General features: G+C 69.4%; 17 protein-coding genes. 5 read left to right on the forward strand and 12 right to left on the reverse strand.

Going from position 1 to position 19,577, the window contains the following annotated elements; all coding sequences use genetic code 11:
- Positions 1 to 179 precede the first annotated feature (179 nt).
- Complete coding sequence (locus HUA78_RS00805; RefSeq protein ID WP_174475460.1) at positions 180 to 1,259, forward strand: hypothetical protein; 1,080 nt, start codon at positions 180 to 182, stop codon at positions 1,257 to 1,259.
- 2 nt (positions 1,260 to 1,261) lie between these two features.
- On the opposite strand, the gene HUA78_RS00810 is transcribed toward HUA78_RS00805, so the two are convergent.
- From HUA78_RS00810 to HUA78_RS00830, 5 genes are all read right to left on the reverse strand, one after another.
- Complete coding sequence (locus HUA78_RS00810; protein WP_174453555.1) at positions 1,262 to 2,770, reverse strand: ELWxxDGT repeat protein; 1,509 nt, start codon at positions 2,768 to 2,770, stop codon at positions 1,262 to 1,264.
- A gap of 277 nt (positions 2,771 to 3,047) precedes the next feature.
- Entirely contained in the window at positions 3,048 to 3,656 is a 609-nt protein-coding gene (ruvA, locus tag HUA78_RS00815) for a Holliday junction branch migration protein RuvA (RefSeq protein WP_141643502.1), read from the reverse strand.
- Positions 3,653 to 4,228 carry a crossover junction endodeoxyribonuclease RuvC gene (ruvC, locus tag HUA78_RS00820; RefSeq protein WP_174453554.1) on the reverse strand — a complete coding sequence of 192 codons (576 nt, stop codon included), beginning with the start codon at positions 4,226 to 4,228 and terminating at the stop codon, positions 3,653 to 3,655. Before ruvC ends, ruvA begins: the two co-directional genes overlap by 4 nt.
- A 23-nt stretch (positions 4,229 to 4,251) precedes the next feature.
- Complete coding sequence (locus tag HUA78_RS00825) at positions 4,252 to 5,001, reverse strand: YebC/PmpR family DNA-binding transcriptional regulator (RefSeq protein ID WP_141643500.1); 750 nt, start codon at positions 4,999 to 5,001, stop codon at positions 4,252 to 4,254.
- A 57-nt stretch (positions 5,002 to 5,058) separates the two neighbouring features.
- Positions 5,059 to 6,171, reverse strand: a complete 1,113-nt coding sequence (locus HUA78_RS00830) for a PleD family two-component system response regulator (protein WP_217442317.1) — start codon at positions 6,169 to 6,171, stop codon at positions 5,059 to 5,061.
- A gap of 105 nt (positions 6,172 to 6,276) precedes the next feature.
- Between HUA78_RS00830 and HUA78_RS00835 the strand changes: the two genes are divergently transcribed.
- Entirely contained in the window at positions 6,277 to 6,990 is a 714-nt protein-coding gene (locus HUA78_RS00835) for a hypothetical protein (protein ID WP_174463107.1), read from the forward strand.
- A 1-nt stretch (position 6,991) separates the two neighbouring features.
- Here HUA78_RS00835 and HUA78_RS00840 read toward each other — a convergent pair whose 3' ends face one another.
- The 3 genes from HUA78_RS00840 to mutM all read right to left on the reverse strand — a co-directional run bounded on the left by HUA78_RS00840 (position 6,992) and on the right by mutM (position 9,582).
- Entirely contained in the window at positions 6,992 to 8,365 is a 1,374-nt protein-coding gene (locus tag HUA78_RS00840; protein ID WP_141643497.1) for a sigma-54 dependent transcriptional regulator, read from the reverse strand.
- An 8-nt stretch (positions 8,366 to 8,373) separates the two neighbouring features.
- Positions 8,374 to 8,616 carry a hypothetical protein gene (locus HUA78_RS00845; protein WP_174475461.1) on the reverse strand — a complete coding sequence of 81 codons (243 nt, stop codon included), beginning with the start codon at positions 8,614 to 8,616 and terminating at the stop codon, positions 8,374 to 8,376.
- Positions 8,617 to 8,727: 111 nt separating this feature from the next.
- Complete coding sequence (gene mutM / locus HUA78_RS00850) at positions 8,728 to 9,582, reverse strand: bifunctional DNA-formamidopyrimidine glycosylase/DNA-(apurinic or apyrimidinic site) lyase (RefSeq protein WP_174475837.1); 855 nt, start codon at positions 9,580 to 9,582, stop codon at positions 8,728 to 8,730.
- 396 nt (positions 9,583 to 9,978) lie between these two features.
- Here mutM and HUA78_RS00855 point away from each other — a divergent pair, with 396 nt between their 5' ends.
- A complete protein-coding gene (locus HUA78_RS00855) occupies positions 9,979 to 11,847 on the forward strand; it encodes a S8 family serine peptidase (RefSeq protein ID WP_254623515.1) in 1,869 nt (622 codons plus the stop codon).
- 190 nt (positions 11,848 to 12,037) lie between these two features.
- Here HUA78_RS00855 and rtcA read toward each other — a convergent pair whose 3' ends face one another.
- Positions 12,038 to 13,054 (reverse strand): RNA 3'-terminal phosphate cyclase, encoded by a 1,017-nt coding sequence (gene rtcA, locus HUA78_RS00860; RefSeq protein ID WP_174475462.1) that lies wholly within the window; start codon positions 13,052 to 13,054, stop codon positions 12,038 to 12,040.
- Between the two features lie 186 nt (positions 13,055 to 13,240).
- Positions 13,241 to 14,476 (reverse strand): RtcB family protein, encoded by a 1,236-nt coding sequence (locus HUA78_RS00865; protein WP_174475463.1) that lies wholly within the window; start codon positions 14,474 to 14,476, stop codon positions 13,241 to 13,243.
- Positions 14,477 to 14,620: 144 nt separating this feature from the next.
- On the opposite strand from HUA78_RS00865, the gene rtcR reads away from it, so the two are divergent.
- Positions 14,621 to 16,267 (forward strand): RNA repair transcriptional activator RtcR, encoded by a 1,647-nt coding sequence (gene rtcR / locus HUA78_RS00870; protein WP_141643493.1) that lies wholly within the window; start codon positions 14,621 to 14,623, stop codon positions 16,265 to 16,267.
- A gap of 127 nt (positions 16,268 to 16,394) precedes the next feature.
- Complete coding sequence (locus HUA78_RS00875; protein WP_174475464.1) at positions 16,395 to 17,297, forward strand: hypothetical protein; 903 nt, start codon at positions 16,395 to 16,397, stop codon at positions 17,295 to 17,297.
- Positions 17,298 to 17,304: 7 nt separating this feature from the next.
- Here HUA78_RS00875 and HUA78_RS00880 read toward each other — a convergent pair whose 3' ends face one another.
- Both HUA78_RS00880 and HUA78_RS00885 read right to left on the reverse strand, forming a co-directional pair.
- The gene (locus HUA78_RS00880; protein WP_174475465.1) at positions 17,305 to 18,642 is read right to left on the reverse strand and encodes a M24 family metallopeptidase; all 1,338 of its coding nucleotides are present in this window, start codon (positions 18,640 to 18,642) and stop codon (positions 17,305 to 17,307) included.
- Positions 18,643 to 19,359: 717 nt separating this feature from the next.
- On the reverse strand, positions 19,360 to 19,548 hold the full coding sequence (locus tag HUA78_RS00885) for a hypothetical protein (protein WP_174453548.1): 189 nt from the start codon (positions 19,546 to 19,548) through the stop codon (positions 19,360 to 19,362).
- Positions 19,549 to 19,577: the final 29 nt, after the last annotated feature.

Raw genomic sequence — 19,577 nt, forward strand, 5'->3', positions numbered from 1 at the left:
ACCGTCATGACGGGCTTCGACGCCACGTTCCCTGGTGCCTGGGCAGGCGTGTGGACTGGCGGACGCTCGAGTGAAACACGCCGACGTTGCCTGGCATCCCCGCCGCCGGGCCGGAGAACATGGCCCGTGCGCTCCGTTCGTCGCGCCGGTCTTCGACCTCTCGCTGTCACGGTGAATCCATGAGCCAGAGCCCCGCGTTCCGCCCCCTGCCCTTCCTCGCCGAGGCCCACTCCGAGCCCCTGCCAGGCCTGCGTCTGCAGAGGCTGCGCCGCGCGGCGCTCGAGGCCCGCGAGCGCTTCGTCCAGGAAGGTCCCGTGGCGGCGGTGGCCACCTGCGAGCTCGTCACGTTTCCCTATCCCGCGCAGTTCGCCTTCAGCGGGGCGGCGCTGTCACCCGCGCCGTACGTGATGATGACCAACCGCATGCAGGTGGTGCAGTTCGTCGACGCGAAGGGCGAGCGACGCACGCTGCTCTTCAACCCGTCCGACTACGAGCGGGGCGTGGCCGCGCCGTTCTACCACGCGCTGCGCGAGCGCTACGGCGGCTTCGTCTCCGACAAGCTCATGTCCACCCGGCACGGCACGGTGCAGAGCCACCTGGCCTCGCTGGGGCTGACGCCCGCGGACGTGGACTACCTGGCCTTCGACCATCTGCACATCCAGGACCTGCGCGGGTGGCTGGGGGGCGACGGCGTGTCGGCGTACTTCCCCCGGGCGAAGCTGCTGGTGCAGCGCGCGGAGTGGGAGATGGTGAAGGACCTGCACCCCATGCAGGCGGTGTGGTTCGTCCCCGGTGGCTCCGACATCCCCGCCGACCGCGTGGTGCTGCTCGACGGGGACACGTGGCTGGGCGTGGGCGCGGCCATCCTCAGCACGCCGGGCCACACGCGCGGCAACATGTCGCTGGCGGTGGCCACCTCGCGCGAGGTGTTCGTCGTCAGCGAGAACGGCGTGGCCACGGAGAGCTACACGCCGCTCCTGTCCGCCATCCCCGGCGTGCGCCGCTTCGCCGAGCACATGGGCTGGGAAGTGGTGCTCAACGGCAACACGCGCGAGGACTCGCTTTCGCAGTACTCGTCCATGGTGGTGGAGAAGCTCTTCGCCGGGCACTCCGCGGTGGAGGGGGCGTTCATCAACTTCCACCCCTCCTCGCTCCTGACCTCGCACCTGCTCTCGCCGGGGCTTGCCCCCACCATCGTCCTGCCCGCGCCCAACTTCGGCGACGTGCGGCCCACGCCCGCCAGCCGGCGCGCGGCCTGACGTCAGCAGCCTCGCGCGTCCGAAGCCGCCCCGGTGGCGCAGGGCCAGGCGGGACGCAGGGGCACCGCCCACAGCGCCTCGTCCGCCGGCGCCTCTCCGGCCAGGAAGAAGACCTCCGAGCCCGAGCGCACGAACGAGCGAGGGTCCGACGATGACGTCCCCGGCGCGATGTCCGTCAGCCGGCGCGTGCGCCACAACCACCCATCGCTGGACCACGCCTCGCGCCCGTGGAGGGCCGTCTTCGCGGAGAAGAACAGCCAGCCGTTCTCCGCCACCAACTGCTCCGGCTCGCTGCCCTCCGGGCCCCACTGGAGGTCCCACACCATCCACGTCCCCAGGAGCGTGCCGTCGCTGCGCCACAGCTCGCGCCCGCGCCAGCCGTCATCCGCCGCGAAGTAGAGCACGCCATCCATCACCACCAGATGCGACGGCAGCGCGCCCTTGGGCCCCGGCCAGATGTCGCGCACCAGCCGCGTGCCCGACACCGTGCCGTCGCTGCGCCACAGCTCGCCCCCGTGGAGCGTGTCGCCCTGCTCCCCGAAGTAGCCATCCGCGCCGGCCAGGAAGAACACCGAGCCATTCATCGCCGTGAGGTACGAGGGGAACTCTCCGGTGAAGTCCCGCACCCGCGTCGCGGAGCCCGGCCGCTCCGACGTCACCCACAGCTCCGCGATATCCATCCCCGTGTCCCGCAGGAAGAACAGGCGCCGCTCCGACGCCGTCAGCGACAGCAGCACCCCCACCGCCGACTGGTAGAGCACGCGCGCCTGGCCATTCGCCTCCACCACCCACAGCACCGCGGCCTCGGGCGAGTACGACACCAGGGCGAGGCGCTTCCCCCACGCCGTCAGCGACACCAGCTGGAGCGAACCGGGGCCCGGGACGAACTCGTGCACCAGGCGCGTGCCTGACTCCGTGCCGTCCGTGCGCCACAGCTCCAGGCCGTGCTCGAAGTCCTCCGCGGTGAAGTAGAGCCAGTCGCCCACCCTCGTGAGCGCCCGGGGGGCCGAGCCGCGCTCGCCGGGCAGCAGGTCCTTCACCATCACCGTGCCCGCTTCCGTGCCGTCGGTGCGCCACAGCTCGGGTCCGTGCTGGCCGTCATCCGCGACGAAGAGCACCCACGGCTCCAGCGGCGTCAGGAAGCGCGGCACCGAGCCCATGGTCCCCGGACGGATGTCCTTCACCACGCCCGCGCAGCCCGAGCGCCCCGGGCTGCTCCACAGCTCGCGACCCTGCCCCACCGCCTCCGCGCTGAACAACAGCCGCCCGTCGCCCCGCGCCAGCCACTCCGGCTTGGAACCCGGCGACCCCACCGGGTCCGTCCCACAGGCCCGACGCGCCGTCACCTCCGCGTCCGCCTCCTCCGGCGCCGCATCCACCGAGGCCCGGGCCGACGCCACGCGCTCGCTTCCCGGTTCGTCACTCGACTCGAAGGCCGGACCACACCCCACCCCGCCCAGACTTCCGACGAGAACGGACACGAGCACCGGGACGCCACGCCATGCCTTCATGTGAGCAACTCCTTGTCCTGGGTGGGGCACTCGCCTCCACCGCTGTGGCTGGAAAGTGTCACCGTCGATGAAACTGGCTACCCACTGCGGGTAGGAGGCAGCCCAGGCTGTCCGGCATCCTGCGACAGGCGTCGACCCTTGCCGCCGAGCCGACACAGGGCCCGTCGGACCCTGGACCGTTTCGATTTCTCAGAGGAAAGAAGCTTGTGCGGGCTGGTCAGGGAGGTCCGGATTTGGCCACCCGACTACACCCGCGACGGCGGACGTCCAGAAGACGTCAGGCGCCTGCCCTGAGGGACTTGAGGGCCTCGCGGAAGAGGACCTGGAAGGACGCGTCGGCACCCAGCCTGCTGGTGGCCAGCTCTGCGGCCTTTTCCGCCTGCGGGGGCTTGTAGCCAAGGTTGAGCAGGGCGGAGACAAGGTCGGATTGAGGCCCGCTCACCGGAATGGGCGCAGTCCCCCGGGAGACTGCCTCCAGGTGGACGTTCTTCATCTTGTCCTTCAGCTCCAGCACCAGTCGCTCGGCGGTCTTCTTTCCCACGCCGTGGATCTTCGCCAGGCGCGCCACCTCGCCGCGAGACAGGGCCGCCACCAGCTCCGGCACCTCCATGCCGGACAGCACGCCCAGCGCCATGCGCGGCCCCACGCGGGAGACGCCGTTGAGCAGCAGGAAGAGCTCTTCCTCCGCCCGGGTCAGGAAGCCGAACAGGTCGAAGGCGTCCTCGCGCACCACGGTGCGCACGCGCACGTCCACCGTCTGGCCCTCCGGCGGAAGCTTCCCCAGAGCCAACGTGGAGAAGTTCACCAGGTAGCCCACGCCCTGCACGTCGATGACGGCGCCCTCGGCATCCTTCTCCAGCACCACGCCACGCAGCCGAGCGATCATCCCGCCTCCGGGCGCCGATAGGACGGCGCCAGTCTGTCCGCGAGCAGCGCCGCGGCGCCCTTGCGCTTCTTGCCAGCCGTGCTCGCCGTGGGAACGGCGGCGCGACCATGGTTGAGGTGACACAGCGCCACGGCCAGGGCGTCGCTCGCGTCCGCGCGCCCCAGGTCCTTGGCTTCCAGTTGCAGGAACGTCCGCACCATCCGCGCCACCGCGTCCTTGCCGTCCGCGCCGCCGGCGCCCACCGACTTCTTCACCTTCGCGGGCGCGTACTCGAAGACGGGCAGCGACACCTGGGCCGCCGCCAGCAGCGCCACGCCGCGCGCGTGCCCCAGCACCAACGCGCTCCGGGCATTGCGGAAGGTGAACAGGCCCTCCACCGCCACCGCCTCCGGACGGAAGATCGCGAGCTGCGCGCTCAGCGCGGCATGCAGCTCCTTCAGGCGAAAGGCCAGGGGCGCTGATTCATCCACCTTGATGACGCCGTGGCCCACATGCACCAGTCGGCCTCGCTTCTCTTCCACCACCCCGTAGCCCATGAAGCGGCTGCCAGGGTCTACTCCGAGAACGCGCACCGTTCGCTCCGTTCGCCCCGCCGCTACTGCGACAGGGACTCCATCAGGGACTCGTCGATCTCGAAGTTCGCGTGGACGTTCTGCACGTCATCGTTGTCCTCGAGCGCGTCCATCAGCTTGAGCATCTTCTTCGCATTATCGCCGTCGAGCTGGACGGTATTCTGCGGCAGGTACGCCCACTTCTGCTCGCCCACCGGCAGGCCCCCGGACTCCAGGCCCGTGGCCACCGTATGCAGGTCCACCGGCGCGGTGCGAACTTCAAAGCCGTCCGCGCCCTGGGGCACGACGTCCTCGGCGCCCGCTTCCAGCGCCTTCTCCAGCACCGCGTCCTCCTCGGGGCCGGGCTTGACGGTGACGATTCCCTTCTTCTGGAACATCCAGGCCACCGCGCCCTCGGCGCCCAGGTTGCCGCCGTGGTGACCGAACGTCGAGCGCACGTCGGCCGAGGTGCGGTTGCGGTTGTCGGTGACGCACTCGACGAGGACGGCCACGCCGCCGGGGCCGTAGCCTTCGTACATCACCTCCTCGTAGCGCTCCCCTTCCAGCTCGCCGGTGCCCTTCTTGATGGCACGCTCGACGGTGTCCTTGGGGATGTTGGCTTCACGGGCCAGGCCCAGCGCCACACGCAGACGCGGATTGCCAGCGGGGTCGCCTCCCCCGAGTCGCGCGGAGACGGTGATCTCCTTCACGACCTTCGAGTAGAGCTTGCCCTTGGTCGCGCCCATCGCGGCCTTCTGGCGCTTGATCTTCGACCACCGATTGTGACCGGACATGGAAGGTGTCGCCTCTGGGCGGCCTTGTCTCCCAGCCCGGGGCGCGGAGTCAAACCCTCAGTCCGCATCTCCTCGCGACACCCCGGGCACCGGGTCCACCGAGGGCACGGGCTCGAAGAAGCCGAGCACTCCCGAGCCTCCGCGCGCGCGCTCCCGCTCCTCGATGAAACACGCGGGCACCAGCACGCCCAGCGCGAACAGGCGCGTGGATGCCTCGTACGCCACCGCCTCCGGGTAGAGGCACTCCAGCAGCACGGCGCGCACCGTGCGTCGCCCATCGAACAGACGCACCACCTCGCCCACGTCCTCGGGCAGCGCGGGCAGCTCCTCCGCCAGCCGCGCGAAGTCCACCGTCAGCCGCGAGGCCAGCGGCAGGCCGCGCGCTCTCAGCGCCTCGAAGCGCTCCAGCGCAGGCAACACCGTCTCGCACAGGTGCGCGCGGTCCATGGTGAACGAGCCCTTATGCAATTCGGGCCCGAGGGCCACCGCGTACGCGCCGCTGGCGAAGCCCAGCAGCCGGCGGAACGCGAGGCTGCCGCGCTCACCATGAAACATGGCGTCCACCACCAGGCCATGGCGGAAGGAGAACCAGCCCTCACCCTCCGCGAGGACGAGCCGCCCGGAGCGCACGCCCGCCAGCAGCGCCCGTGTCACCCTCGGCAGGGCCAGCCTCGCGGTATGTGACTCGAACGTCGCCGCGCCCGTCGCATACCCCGACTTGAGCCGCGCGAGCGACACCACGTCCTCCACGTCCAACGGGCGCGTCAGGTAGTCGTCCGCGCCCACGCCACCGGCCAGGTCGCGGTGGAAGTCCTCCTCGCGCCGCGCCAGCAACAACACCGGCAGGTGAGCGGTGCGCACGTCCGCGCGAATCTGTCCGCACAGACTGAAGCCGTCGCCATCCGGCAGCTCCACGTCCGCGATGACCAGCCTCGGCAAGGGGCCCTCTGGAGCCAGCGCATCCAGCGCCGCCTGCGCCCCACCCACCAGCAGCGCCTCGAAGCCCGCCTCCACCAGCGCCGCCGCCAGCGCCGACTGCGCGCCCGCGTCCGAGTCCACCAGCAGCACCCGCGCCCGACTCCGCCCCCCTCGACGACGCGCGCCAACCTCCGACGGCACCGACGCCGTCGGTTCATTGCGCGCGGAGAGCTGTGTAAGCGCGGGAGTCATGGATACCGAATTATTCCAGCGAAGCTTGATAGATTGGCAACCTGGACACAAGTCCTCGGAATCGTTGAGTTTCGGTAACAAACAGGTCGCGGTAGGGTGCGCGGCATGACGCGCTCGGTCTCTTCCTGGCTCCTGGTGTCCGCGCTGTTGCTGACCTCCGCCTCCGCCGCCCAGCAGGCGACGGCCGCGCAACCCGGAGAGGAGGGGCGCGTCACCGTCGAGCAGACGCCCGTCTCGTCCGAGGAGGATCCGCTCGGGGCGGTGATTGCGCCGGTGACGCTGCCGGCCGGGACAACGGCGCTGTACGGCTACGCGGGGGCGCCGGAGATTGGCGTGGGGTTTCGCCAGGGCATCTCCAGCTTCGAGCTGGAGGCGCGAGCGCGGCTCAACTGGTTCCAGCTATCCGCCGCGCTGGAGCTGGTGGGGCGGCTGAAGGTGCTGGAGCGGGGCTCGGTGTCGCTGGCGCCGACGCTGGGGCTGGGCGTGGTGTTCAACTCCGGCTCCACGTACATGGACGACCAGAACTTCTCGGGCGTGATGCTGCGACTGTCTCCGGGGCTCATCGCCGGCTGGCGGGTGGCCGAGACGGTGACAATCCTGGGGCTGGTGGACCTGCCCCTGGACATCGGCATCTCGAAGTCAAAGTCGTTGCGCTTCCAGGCGCTCGGCGGTGGCGGCGTCGAGGTGTACCTGGGCAACAACGTGTCCGTGCTGCTCGCGGGGCAGCTGGGCACGGAGACCTTCCAGGAGCGCGCGGGCCTCTCCGACACGAGGCTGGGCTGGGCACTGAAGGCAGGCCTGGGCGCACGCCTCTTCTGACTCACGTCAGCCCGAAGCGCTCCAGCTTCTTGAGCAGTCCCTGTCGCGACAGTCCCAGGGCCTCCGCGGAGTGCGTGCGGTTGCCGCCGAAGCGTTTCAGCGCGTCCTCGATTTCGCGGCGCTCCAGCGCTTCCACCTTGGCTGCCAGCGTGGTGGCGCCCGGGGTGCTCGCGCGAGGACGCTCGCTGCCGGTGAAGGACAGGTCCTCGGGCTGAAGCTCGCGGCGCTCTCCGGCCAACACCGTCGCGCGCTGCATCTCGTGACGCAGCTCGCGCAGGTTGCCCGGCCAACCGTGCGCGGCGAGCGACTCCGCGGCGGCATCCGACAGCAACCTCGCCCGGCCATCCGGACACAGGTGCGCGCACTGGTTGAGGAAGTGCTTGGCCAGGAGCGGCAGGTCCGAGGCGCGCTCGCGCAGCGGCGGCAGGCGGAGCTCCACGCCCTTGACGCGCCAGTAGAGGTCCTCGCGAAAGGCGCCCTCCTGGAGCATGCGTCCCAGGTCACGATGGGTCGCCGAGATGAGGCGCACGTCCACGTGCACGGGCAGGTCCGCGCCCACCGGCAGGATGTCCCCCGTCTCCAGCGCGCGCAGCACCTTCACCTGGAGGGACGGCGTCATGTCCCCCAGTTCGTCCAGGAACAGGGTGCCTCCGTCCGCCTCCGCGAAGAGGCCCCGATGATCTCGCGTCGCACCGGTGAAGCTGCCCTTCACGTGGCCGAAGAGCGCGCTCTCCAGCAAGGTCTCCGGCAGCGCGCCGCAGTTGACGGGGATGAAGGGGCCCGCATGGCGCCGACTCTTCTGGTGCACCATGCGCGCGAGCAGCTCCTTGCCGGTGCCATTCTCGCCGGTGACGAGCACGGGCAAGTCACTGGCGGCCACGCGCTCGGCCAGGGAGAGGGCGGCGAGGAACGAAGCGCTCTGCCCCACCATGGCCGCGTCGCCCGCGGCTCGCTCCAGGGACGTGCGCAGCGCCTCCACCTGGCGCTCCAGCGCCACACGGGCCAGCGCGCGCTGCACGACGACGAGCAGCACGTCCGGGTCCACGGGCTTGGTGAGGAAGTCGTACGCGCCCAGGCGAATCGCCTCCAGCGAGTGGCGCGTATCGCCCACCCCGGACACGACGATGACCTTGGTGCCCGGCCGAGCGTCGAGCAACGCCGCCAGTCCCGCCAGGCCCGAGGAGACACTGCCATCCGGAGGCAGCATCAAGTCGAGCAGGACGAGGGGAAAGGGCCGCGCATCGAAGGCGGCGCGGGCGGAGGGACGGTCCGCTGCCTCCACCACCTCATAGCCCGCGTCGCGCAGCAGGCTGCCGTAGACCTTGCGAAAGGCGGCGTCGTCGTCGACGAGCAACAGCGGAGGGGCGGAAGCCATGTGTGGACTCAGTCCGGAAGAGGGGCCTGTCGCGGTGTGCCCAGAATCTCCAGGGTGCGCAGCGCCACCTGGATGAGCGTCTGGGCGCACGGCTCACAGCCGCCGCCACAGCACCGGGGCCAGCGGCCCTCGGGGTTGCGCAGCAGAGGGCGCACACAGGACTGGTAGTAGCTGGGCAGGCCCAGCTCCTCACCGGCGCGAGCCAGCGCGGAGTCGAGCGGCGACGGTGTGGACTCGGTGACGTCGGACACACCTGCTTCATAACAGCGGAGCGACGGTCAGCGCAGCGGGGGGCGGCTGGACGGCCCACCCCTCCTGCTCCGAAAGAAAAGCAGAGGCGATGGCCGCCACCAGGCAGGCGCTCACAGCAACACCCCTTGCGTCGGGACCGAGGGTGCCCCTGACTCGGGTTGACACCGGACGCACCAGTGCGTGTTCCGGCCGCCGACCCGAGCGTGGGTAATCGGCGTGCCGCAACTGGGACACGGCGCGCCGGTGCGCTCGAAGACATTGCGCCGGTGCTTCGCCTGTCCCTTCACGCCGAACAAATCCCGCTGCGTGCCCCGGAGCGACAGCCCCTCTTCGAGCACCGCGCGCATGGCACGATGCAACCGCATCACTTCGTCACGAGTGAGGGATGCCGCCAGGCGACGCGGATCCAACCCCGCCTTCCACAGGCTCTCGTCCGCGTCCCGATTCCCCAGCCCCGCGACGACACGCTGATTGAGCAGCACCGTCTTGAGCGGGCTTCTGCGACGTGACAACCGACGCACCAGGTGGTCCGAGGTGAAGTCGTCGTCGAGCACCTCCGGCCCCAACTCCTCGAGCTTCAATCGCGAGGTCAGTTCGGCCGTGCGGGCCACCGCCACGCGCGCATACCCCAGCGTGTCCGTGAGCCAGAGCACCTCCTCCCCATCAAGTGTCATGACAACCAGACTCTCGGGTGGCGACTCACTTCCCACGGGCCGCAGCGACAGCGTGCCCCAGAGCATGAAGTGCAACGCGAGCGTCTGTCCGTCGTCCAGCGACAGCAGGATGAACTTCGCCCGACGACGCGCACCGGTGATGCACCGACCCCGCAGCGCGGCGATGAACTCCGGCGGCGACGGGAAACGAACCGCCTCCGGGACGAGCACTTCGACGTCCGTGATTCGGCGCCCCACGACTGCCTGTCGCAAGTCCCGGGCGATGATTTCGACTTCGGGAACCTCGGCCATCTCGTATTGATGCCTCCGCGCATCCCCTGTCGCGCGGCCAAGGCTCCGAGCCAGCCAGGACCGCTTCATTCCCGCATGCCCGGCAGGGCTTCAGGCGAGCGCGTCCCCTGGGCGCAAGCGCTCACTCACCACCCCAGGAGGCTGGGAAATGCGAGCCACGCGACACCGAGGATGTGTCTCATTTCACGACTGACGCGTCAGTGTTCACCACGAGTCCCAGGAATGACGCGTCCATTCGAGATGACGCACGTCGCGCCAGGCGTGAGCCCGCGCCAAGCGCTCACAATCCCTTGCTCACGAAACCGCGCGCCGCATGGCCCGGGACTTGGAATGCGGAGTCACCGCGCGAGCGCGGCTCGGCTCGCGTCAACCCGCACCCCATTGGATTGACTCGCCATGCTGCTCTCGTTTCGACAGGCATCCTCGCGTCTCATGCTGGGGGCCATGCTGGTCACCGGCACCCAGTTCCACGACTGTGACCCATCGCCGCCCACCCATCCACCGCCCCCCATCGTCCGTCCCGCCAACGCCATCGCGGGCCAATACCTCTTCTTCTTCGACCCAACCCTGGTGACACCCGACCAGGTCCAAACCGTGGCGCAATACCTGACGCAACGCTTCGGTGGCACCATCCTCGCCTACTTCGATGCGGGCTCACTCGGCTTCTCGGCCAACGGATTGACCGACGCCTCCGCCACCGTCATCGCCAGCGACCTGCGCGTCATCGCGCTCGGCCAGGATGGCTATGTCGACGTGGAGGCCGTGCAGACCAATGCGCCCTGGGGCCTGGACCGGCTCGACTCCCATCCCCTGGCGTTGGACCAGCGCTACGAGCAGACCACCACCGGCCAGGGCGTGCACGTGTACGTCCTCGACACCGGCATCCGAGCGTCACACGCGGACTTCGGAGGCCGTGTCAGTGGAGGCATGACGGCCATCTCGGATGGGAACGGCACCAATGACTGCCAGGGCCACGGCACCCATGTGGCGGGCACCATTGGCGGCGCGACGTGGGGCGTCGCCAAGAATAGCCGGCTGCACCCAGTGCGGGTGCTGGCCTGTGACGGCCGAGGCAGCTACAGCGGCATCATCAACGGCATCAACTGGGTGACCAAGAACCACCAGAAGCCGGCGGTGGCGAACATGAGCCTCGGCGGTGGCGCCTACTCCCTGCTGGACGACGCCGTGCGGGCCTCCATCAACGCGGGCATCACGTATGTCCTCGCGGCCGGCAACAGCGATGCGGATGCCTGTCAGTCGAGTCCGGCCCGCACGCCAGAGGCCCTCACGGTGGCGGCCTCCGACATCCAGGACCGGCGCGCCACGTTCTCCAACTGGGGTGCCTGCGTGGACCTCTTCGCGCCCGGCGTGGGCATCCGCTCCACGAGCAACACGTCCGACACCGGAACGCGAGACCTCAGCGGCACCTCCATGGCGTCGCCCCATGTCGCGGGCGTGGCCGCGCTCTATCTGGAGAAGAACCCCACCGCGACTCCCGCGCAGGTGTCGCAGGCCGTGCTGAATGGAGGCACGGCGAACGTCATCCAGGACGTGAAGGGCTCGCCCAACAAGATGCTGTATTCGCTCATCGTCCCGCCCGATTCGGAATACGTGGTCATCCCGGCGCCGCCGCAGACGACGCCCAAGCAGGTCGCCGTGGGCGCGTCGAACATCGTCTGGCTGCTGGACACCACGGGGCGACACTGGAAGTGGGATGGCGCGACGTGGGTCAATCAGAGCTGCTGCGTCACCGAACTGGCCGCCGCGGCCGATGGTGAACTGTGGGCCACCAACCCTCCGGACGGCATGCGGGTGTTGCGCTGGGACGGAACGCGGTGGACCTTCAACATCCCGGCTGGGATGAAGCAGGTCACCATCGCCAATGCGAACACGGTGTGGGGCCTGGGCAATGACAACACCCTGTACCAATACACCGGCTCCGCCTGGTCCCCGAAGCGCTGCTGCGTGGAGCGCATCTCCGTCGGCACCGATGGCGAGCTGTGGGCCACCAACCCTCCGGATGGCCTGCGCGTGCTGCGCTGGAACGGCACCGAGTGGACGTTCAACATCCCGCCCGGGATGAACTACGTCTCCGTCGGCAGCGCGTCCGTCATCTGGGCCCTGAACCCCGCGGGCAATGTCTTCCAGTGGAGCGGCTCCGCCTGGACGCCCAGGACCGGCACCTTGAAACAAATCTCGGCGGCCTCGGACGGCACCGTCTGGGGCATCTCGAGTCAGAACGAAATCGTCCGCCGACGCCCCTGACGCATCGGGCCCCCCGGGTGAGTCACCGGCACCTGGGGTGCCCTTCCCCACGAGTCCGCGTGGGCGGCCTTCACCGGCATGGAGTTTCTCTTCCAGAGCCGGGAGCACTGTCACGGCGTCGGCATCACGCACGTGACACGCGCGTCCTCCAGGTGCGGCCGGAACCTGGAGGACGCCCTCGACAGAGGGCTCAGCCGCGCACCACCACCTCGCGCACCTCGCGGGACATCTCGCGCACGTCCACCTTCACGTCGAGGAAGTGCGCCATCGTCTCCAACTGCGTCACCGAGTGCCCGTCCAGCGGCAGCGTGCGGAACTCCCCGCCCCGCGCCAGCGCGAACAGCAGGAGCAACTGGTCGCACAGGTGCTCACCCACCGGGACATCCGCGTTCAAGTAGCGCTTCACCTCGCCAGCCGCTTCCTCCGCCACGACCTCCGCGCGCTTGCCTCGCTCTCCGAAAGCCGTGAAGACCTCGGTGACGTGCTCGCTCTCCACCTCCACCACCAGCGCGTTGCCCGGGCCCGTGGTGCGCTTGAGTTCCTCCACCCGCAGCTCGTCCGGACGCCACTTGAGCAGTGCCCCCGCCGTCTCCATCTCCCGCTTCGCCACGTCGAAGGGAATCATCGCCACCACCGCCTTCGCGTCACGGCGCAGCACCCGCCCCCGCTCCAGCAGCGAGAGGGGCTTCATGGGCGCCGGCCGCACGTCCACGTGGAACTTCCCGCCACCCGCCGGGAAGAAACCGGGACGCTCCAGCGTCGCCGTGACGCTCGGCCCCAGCTTGCGCAGAATCGGCAGGTACGCCCGGGCGAGGAAGTCGAACGGCGGCGCCGCCGGGTTGTGCGTCCCTCCCTCCAGCCTCAGCGTGGACGGCTCCGTCGCGGCCAGCAGCGCGGGCAGCACCGTCTGCAGCACCAGCGTCGCGCTGCCCGCCGTGCCCACCGCGAAGTGGTAGTTGCCCGCGGCCAGCGCGCGCGGACGGAACGTCAGCTCCTTCGAGCCCAGCTCCGCGCCGGACACCTCCGCCGCGCCCACCGCCTCCGCGGCCTTCACGCCCGTCAGGTGCTGGCGCAACAGGCCCGGCTTCGCGCGTCCCGCGCGGATGTTCGTCATCGTGAAAGGCGTCCCCGTCACCAGCGACAACGCCAGCGACGTGCGCAGCACCTGGCCGCCGCCCTCTCCCCTTGAACCATCGATGCGCAGCATGTGTCTCGTCTCCTGCTTTTCCCACGCCTCACGGCTCCGCCCGGGCATTCTGACACCCTTCCCAAAATAGCGGCGCCCGCTCCCCCACCACTGGCGGCCTTTCGGCCTCTTGGGGGGAACGGGCGCCTCGGTGTCGTCATCCCGGCATGGCCACCTCGCGTGTTGGGGGTTGTCGTGGTCCTTCGGCTACCCCTTCACACAGACGACCTGCTTGAGCGTGTGGACCACTTCGACCAGGTCCGACTGCGCCGCCATCACCGCATCGATGGGCTTGTACGCCGCCGGCGTCTCGTCAATCACGTCCACGTCCTTGCGGCACTCCACGCCCGCCGTCGCCTTCGCGTGGTCCTCCAGTGTGAAGCGCTTCTTCGCCGCCTCACGCGACATCACCCGACCCGCGCCGTGGCTGCAGGAATGGAAGCTGTCCGCGTTTCCCTTCCCTCGGACGATGTACGAACGCGCCCCCATGCTGCCGGGGATGATGCCGAGGTCACCCTCGCGCGCCCGCACCGCGCCCTTGCGCGTCACGAAGCAGTTCTTCCCGTAGTGGTGCTCACGCGCCACGTAGTTGTGGTGGCAGTTCACCGCCGACTCGGACAGCGAGAACGGAGGCAGCTCACCACTCAACTGCAGGGCATCCACCGCGCCTCGCAGCATCAGCTCGCGGTTCATCGCCGCGTAGTCCTGCGCCCAGCTCACCGCGAAGACGTAGTCATCGAAGTGCTCCGTCCCCTCCGGCAGGTACGCCAGGTCCGCGTCGGGGAGGTTGATATGCCAGCGGCGCATGTCCTCCTTCGCCAGCTCGATGAAGTAGCTTCCGATGCGGTTACCCACGCCACGCGAACCGGAGTGCAACATCAGCCACACGCCATCCGACTCGTCCACGCACAGCTCGATGAAGTGGTTACCCGTCCCGAGCGTACCGAGGTGCGCCAGGTCCGGCCCACGGCCGATGCGAGGGTGCTTGGCGACGACACGGTCATACCCCTCCATCAACCGCGACCACACCTGCTGATGCGAGGCCGGAGCCACGCGCCACGCGCCGACGTCGTTGCGGCCCCCGTTGTCCGAGCGGCCATGCGGCACCGCCCGCTCGATGGCCGAGCGAACCCCACGCAGAGAGTCCGGCAGCTGGTCCGCGCGCAGCGTGGTGCGCACGGCGATCATCCCGCAGCCGATATCCACACCCACCGCCGCCGGAACCACCGCGCCCACCGTGGGGACGACGCTACCGACCGTCGCGCCGTAGCCGCGGTGCACGTCCGGCATCACCGCCACCCACTTGTGGATGAAGGGCAGGCCGCGCAGGTTCCGGAGCTGCTTCTTGGCCTCGTCCTCGAACGGCACTCCCATCGTCCACGACTTGATGGGGCGACCCGCCTCGTCCGACAGCACCTCGTAGCTCACCTTGTTGCGCTCCATGGCCTTCACCTTTCGGTCGTTCGCCCGGGCTCTGTTTCCCGGGCACGGAGGGACGTAAAGCAGCCGGCGTGCCAACCCTTTCTCCGAGGGAAGCGCCCCGAGGCGGCTGGTCATCCATATCCCTTGGGATAAAGTCCTATTCGAATGGCGAAGACACGGGCGAAGCAGACGGTGGTCCTGGGGATGCTCGGGACGACGCTGGACACGGGGCAGGGCCCCGGGCGGTGGACGAAGTGGCGGCCCACGGTGGCGCTGTGCCAGCAGGACGACCTCGTCGTTCACCGGCTGGAGCTGCTGCACCCGCCTGGAGCGGCGGCGCTCGCGGGCACGCTGGTGGGCGACATCCGCCAGGTGTCTCCGGAGACGTCCGTGCGCGCCACGCCGCTGGACATCAAGAACCCGTGGGACCTGGAGGAGACCTACGGCGCGCTGCTCGACTACGTGCGCGCCTACCCCTTCAACCCGGAGGAGGAGGACTATCTCGTCCACATCACCACGGGCACGCACATCGCGCAGATCTGCATGTTCCTCCTGGTGGAGAGCCGGCTCATCCCCGGCCGACTGGTACAGCTGTCACCGGCCGGGCGGGACAGGACGGGCACGGGCGCGGGCACGCACACGCTCATCGACCTGGACCTGTCGCGCTACGACACGCTGGCCACGCGCTTCCAGCAGGAGCAACGCGAGGGCCTGTCCTTCCTCAAGGCCGGCATCGACACGCGCAACGCCGCCTTCAACCGCATCATCGAGCGAATCGAGCAGGTGGCCACCCAGTCGCGAGCGCCGCTGCTCATCACCGGCCCCACGGGCGCGGGCAAGTCCCAGCTGGCCCGGCGCGTCTACACGCTCAAGAAGACTCGCGGCACCGTCAGCGGGCCGTTCGTGGACCTCAACTGCGCCACCCTGCGCGGTGACGGCGCCATGTCCGCCCTCTTCGGCCACGTGAAGGGCTCCTTCACCGGAGCGCTGCAGGACCGGCCCGGCCTGCTGAGACAGGCCCACGGCGGCGTGCTCTTCCTGGACGAGATTGGCGAGCTGGGCGCGGACGAGCAGGCCATGCTGCTGCGCGCGCTGGAGGACAAGCGGTTCCTGCCTGTGGGCTCGGACCGGGAAGTGGAGAGCGACTTCCAGCTCATCGCCGGCACCAACCGGGACCTACAGGGGGACGTCGAGCAGGGGCGCTTCCGGGAGGACCTGCTCGCGCGCATCAACCTGTGGACCTTCCGGCTGCCCGCCCTGCGCGAGCGTCCGGAGGACATCCCGCCCAACCTCCTCTACGAGCTGGACAAGGCGTCGGAGGCGATGGGCGCGCGCATCACTTTCAACAAGGAAGCCCAGGAGCGCTTCCTGCGCTTCGCCACCTCGCCCGATGCCCGGTGGTCCGGCAACTTCCGCGACCTCAACGCCGCCGTGCTGCGCATGGCCACGCTCGCTCCCGGAGGCCGCATCACCCGCGACGTGGTCGACGAGGAGCTGGAGCGACTGCGCGCGCAGTGGCGCACGGGAGGCTCGCGCCCCGGGCCTTTGCAGCCCGTGGGCTCCGCAGACCGTGTCGCCGAGGTGCTGGGTGAAGCGCTGGCCCAGGAGCTGGACAGGTTCGACCGCGTGCAGCTCGCGGACGTGCTGGGGGTCTGCCAGGGCGTGCGCTCGCTGTCCGAAGCCGGGCGCGTGCTGTTCTCCCAATCCCGCGCGAGGAAGGCGAGCGTCAATGACGCGGACCGCCTCAAGAAGTACCTCGCGCGCTTCGGCCTCACCTGGGCCGACGTCAGCGGGGCGGCGGGCCCGGACTGACGAAGCCGAGGGCGGCGCGGAAAAAAGCACGCCCACGCGTCAAGGGTGGTGACGCTCAGCGTCTTCATCGGTGTTCCACGAAGAAGGGGGGCCGTGAGCCGGACGGGCCTTCGACGGGACCACCGCCATGCCTACGCCTCACCGCACCCTCGTGCCTCACCGCTGGAGCACCGCGTGGCTCGTCGCCACCGCCCTGCTCCTGACCGGGATGCGCGCCGGGGCGCAGGTGCGCGAGCCCGACAACTTCCTCGCCACCTCCGTCACCTTCTCCTCCGCGCCCCGACTGCGGCACGTCTCCACGCGCCACGTCTCGCCCACCCTCGCCGCCGGCTTCCGTGTCTCCGAGCATGGTCAGCTCCGGCTCGACTGGGGGCTGCCCTACACCGCGCTGAAACCCGAGGATGGCGTGGAGGGCACCACGAGCCACGTTGGCTCGTCCAACCTGCTCGTGGGCCTGCACCATGTCCGCACGTTCGCGGATGACAGCCTGTTCGTCCGCATCGGCGCGGGCGTCGCCCTGCCCCTGGCCCGCCATGAGGACGCCGACATCATCGGCTCCCGGAGGGTCGAGACGGAGGGCGTCAACTACGCCACCGCCGCCGCCGTGCGGGGGCTGGCGGACCCGTGGCTGTGGGCGCTCGACACCACGTCCGTGGTGCTGCCCATGGCCGTGGGCGTGGACCTGCCCGGCTTCCAGGCCCGCGCCGACGTGGCGCTCGGAATGCTCATGCCCGTGTCCCGCTCCGCGCGCGACACCCACTTCGTCGCCCAGGCCAGCGTGGAGGCCTCGCTCGGCCTTGGAATGCTCGAGCCCGGCGTGCGCGCCCAGGTCGTCTCGCCCCACCTCACCGAGGCGACGTGGGACGGAGAGGACTCCCAGCTCTCCCTGGAGCCCTTCGTCCGCGTGCGGCTCGGCCCCGCGTTCGCTCGGGCTGGCGTGCGCATCGATTTGGGCGCTCCCGAGTCGAGCCCCGCGCCCAGCGCCTCACGCATGTGGGCACTGGGGATGGGGTTGGGCGTGGCGTTCTGAAGCCCCTCTACTTGATGAGGTAGAAGGCTTCCTGACGCGGCACGAAGAACTTCCAGCCCTCGTGCGTGAGGTAGGCCGGGTCCTCCTCCATCACCGCCACCTTCTGTCCGTCCCACTCCGGTACGGGCGTGGCCGTGTTCAGCTCGATGGCGATGTATGAGCCTTCTCGCAACGGCTTCGGTGTGTCCTTGCGCGTCGACGAGCGGAAGTCGATGGAGGCGCCGAGCGCGTGGCCGTGGTTGCCCAGGGGATGGCTGTACACCTGCGCCTCGATGCCACGCGCCGTCATCTCCGCCATCGTCTCGTCATACACTTCCGCGGACGAGCGGCCCGGCCGGGAGGCCTGCACCATCAACACGTCCTGGAGCGCGTTCGTGTTCGCCAGCGCGTTCTTCAGGCCCTCGGGCGCGTCCGTCTCACCGTCGCGCAGCACATAGGCCATCTTCTGCCAGTCGGTGTGCAGCCCCAGGTAGCTGATGCCGAAGTCCACGTGGATGAGGTCGCCGCGCTCGATGACCAGTTCCTCCTTCGCCACCGCGAGGAAGCCTCGGGACTTCGCGGGGATGCCACCCTTGCGCTGCACGCGCATGTCCGGCTGGAACCACGTGCCCACGCCCAGCGCGCCCAGCCTGTCGTAGAGCCATCGGCGCACGTCCCCCACCGTCGTCTTCCCCGGCACGATGACCTTCGAGGAGAAGGCCTCCTTCACGATGGCGTCCGTCAACTCCACCATCCCCTTGTAGGGCTCCCACTCCTCGGGCAGCCGCGTGTCCAGGTACTCCTCGATGAGCGGCGCCGCGCTCACGAAGCGAGCCTCCGCCTCCGCGCCGAACGCGTCCAGGAGGTAGGCATAGCCATCCTTCGTCAGGCTGCGCGTCACGCCCCGCTTGCCGCCGATGCCCAGTGCAATCGCCTTGGGTTGGTAGCGCGAGTCCAGCGACTTCAAGGCCTCGGGGGCGGACTGGCCCTCCTCGGGCGCCTCGAAGAACTTGAGGATGGACTCCTCCGCGTAGCCCGTCAGCGCCACGCGCTTCAGGCCCTCCGCGCCCGCGTCCACGAAGACGAAGATGTCCCGGTTGCCCGCGTACGGACGCGGCGGTGCCACGAACTGCGTCAGCGGATCATCGTTGAACTCCTCGTTGACGATGATCCACATGCCCACGCCGTGCCGCCGCATCATCTCCAGCAGCAGGCCATGGCGCTTGTCCAGCCAGTCCTCCCGCAGCGCAATCTGCTGGGACAGGGACAACAGCTTGGGCGTTTCAGCTTTCTGTGCCGCGCACCGAGGTCCGGTACAGGCGGCCAAGAACAAGAGCGGCAAGGCCGCCCACTTCAGCAGGGTCATGGGGGACTCCGAGTCGAGCTGGAGTCACACCCTAGCTCCCGTCCCCCCAACGCCGAAGTCCCCCACCCCCGGAGCCCTTGGAGACTCCGGAGGCGGAGGACCTGGGGCGCGTCCTGCCACCTGCTCCCTCGTCCGCCGCATCTGGCCCTCTTCGGATGACGCCCCCCACGACCCACTTGGTCCTGCGCGTCGTCTCCCCCACCACTACGACGCCATCCGATTGAGGTGGATGGTCGTCCCCCGACGCCATCCGCCAGCATGATGCGTTTCCCCGAACCCTCGCGCCGTGAATCTCAATAACTGGCGATCTGGAAATCCAGGTCGTCACCCAGGAGGAGCTCCGTCCGCGCCTCCTCCTGGTCCTGCTCATCCCCCCCGAAAACGACCCCCCCCGCCCGACCCGCCTCCCACTCGCCCCCGTCCGCCAACGCCCCCCAGGTCCCCCCACCCGCTCCACGCCCATCCTCCGGTGCCCACATCCCATGGGTGTCACCATGGCCCCGCGCGTCACCTCGGAACATCACTCCCCCCTGTCGCGATGCAGTCGAAGCAGCCGTACTCCCCCGTCGCCGCCCTCTTCCTTCTGAAATACGTTCCGAGCCTTTTTCCTTGAGCGTCCTTGTTCAAAAAAATCGGGGCGCCTCCCCCCGGAAACGCCCCGAAAAACAAGCAACTCTCCAGTAATTCAGGAGAGTCATGAAACGGCTGTTACGTGTTTCAGCGCTCGTCGTTGGCGGCCGGCTCGTCCGCCGGAGGAGGCGGGGGCAACGAGAGCCTGGCGGAGAAAACAGGCGTCGCCTCCTCCCCGGTCGGCGCGCGAAGGCCCCGATCCTTCTCCGGCGGTGGATCCGGAATCTCCTGGGCAACGAGGCCCGCGCTGGTCTTCCCCGAATTTGAATTCAGCATGTGAGAATCCCCCCCTGTTCGATGTTTCA

Source organism: Myxococcus sp. CA033 (assembly GCF_013336625.1).
Taxonomy (GTDB): Bacteria; Myxococcota; Myxococcia; order Myxococcales; family Myxococcaceae; genus Myxococcus; species Myxococcus llanfairpwllgwyngyllgogerychwyrndrobwllllantysiliogogogochensis.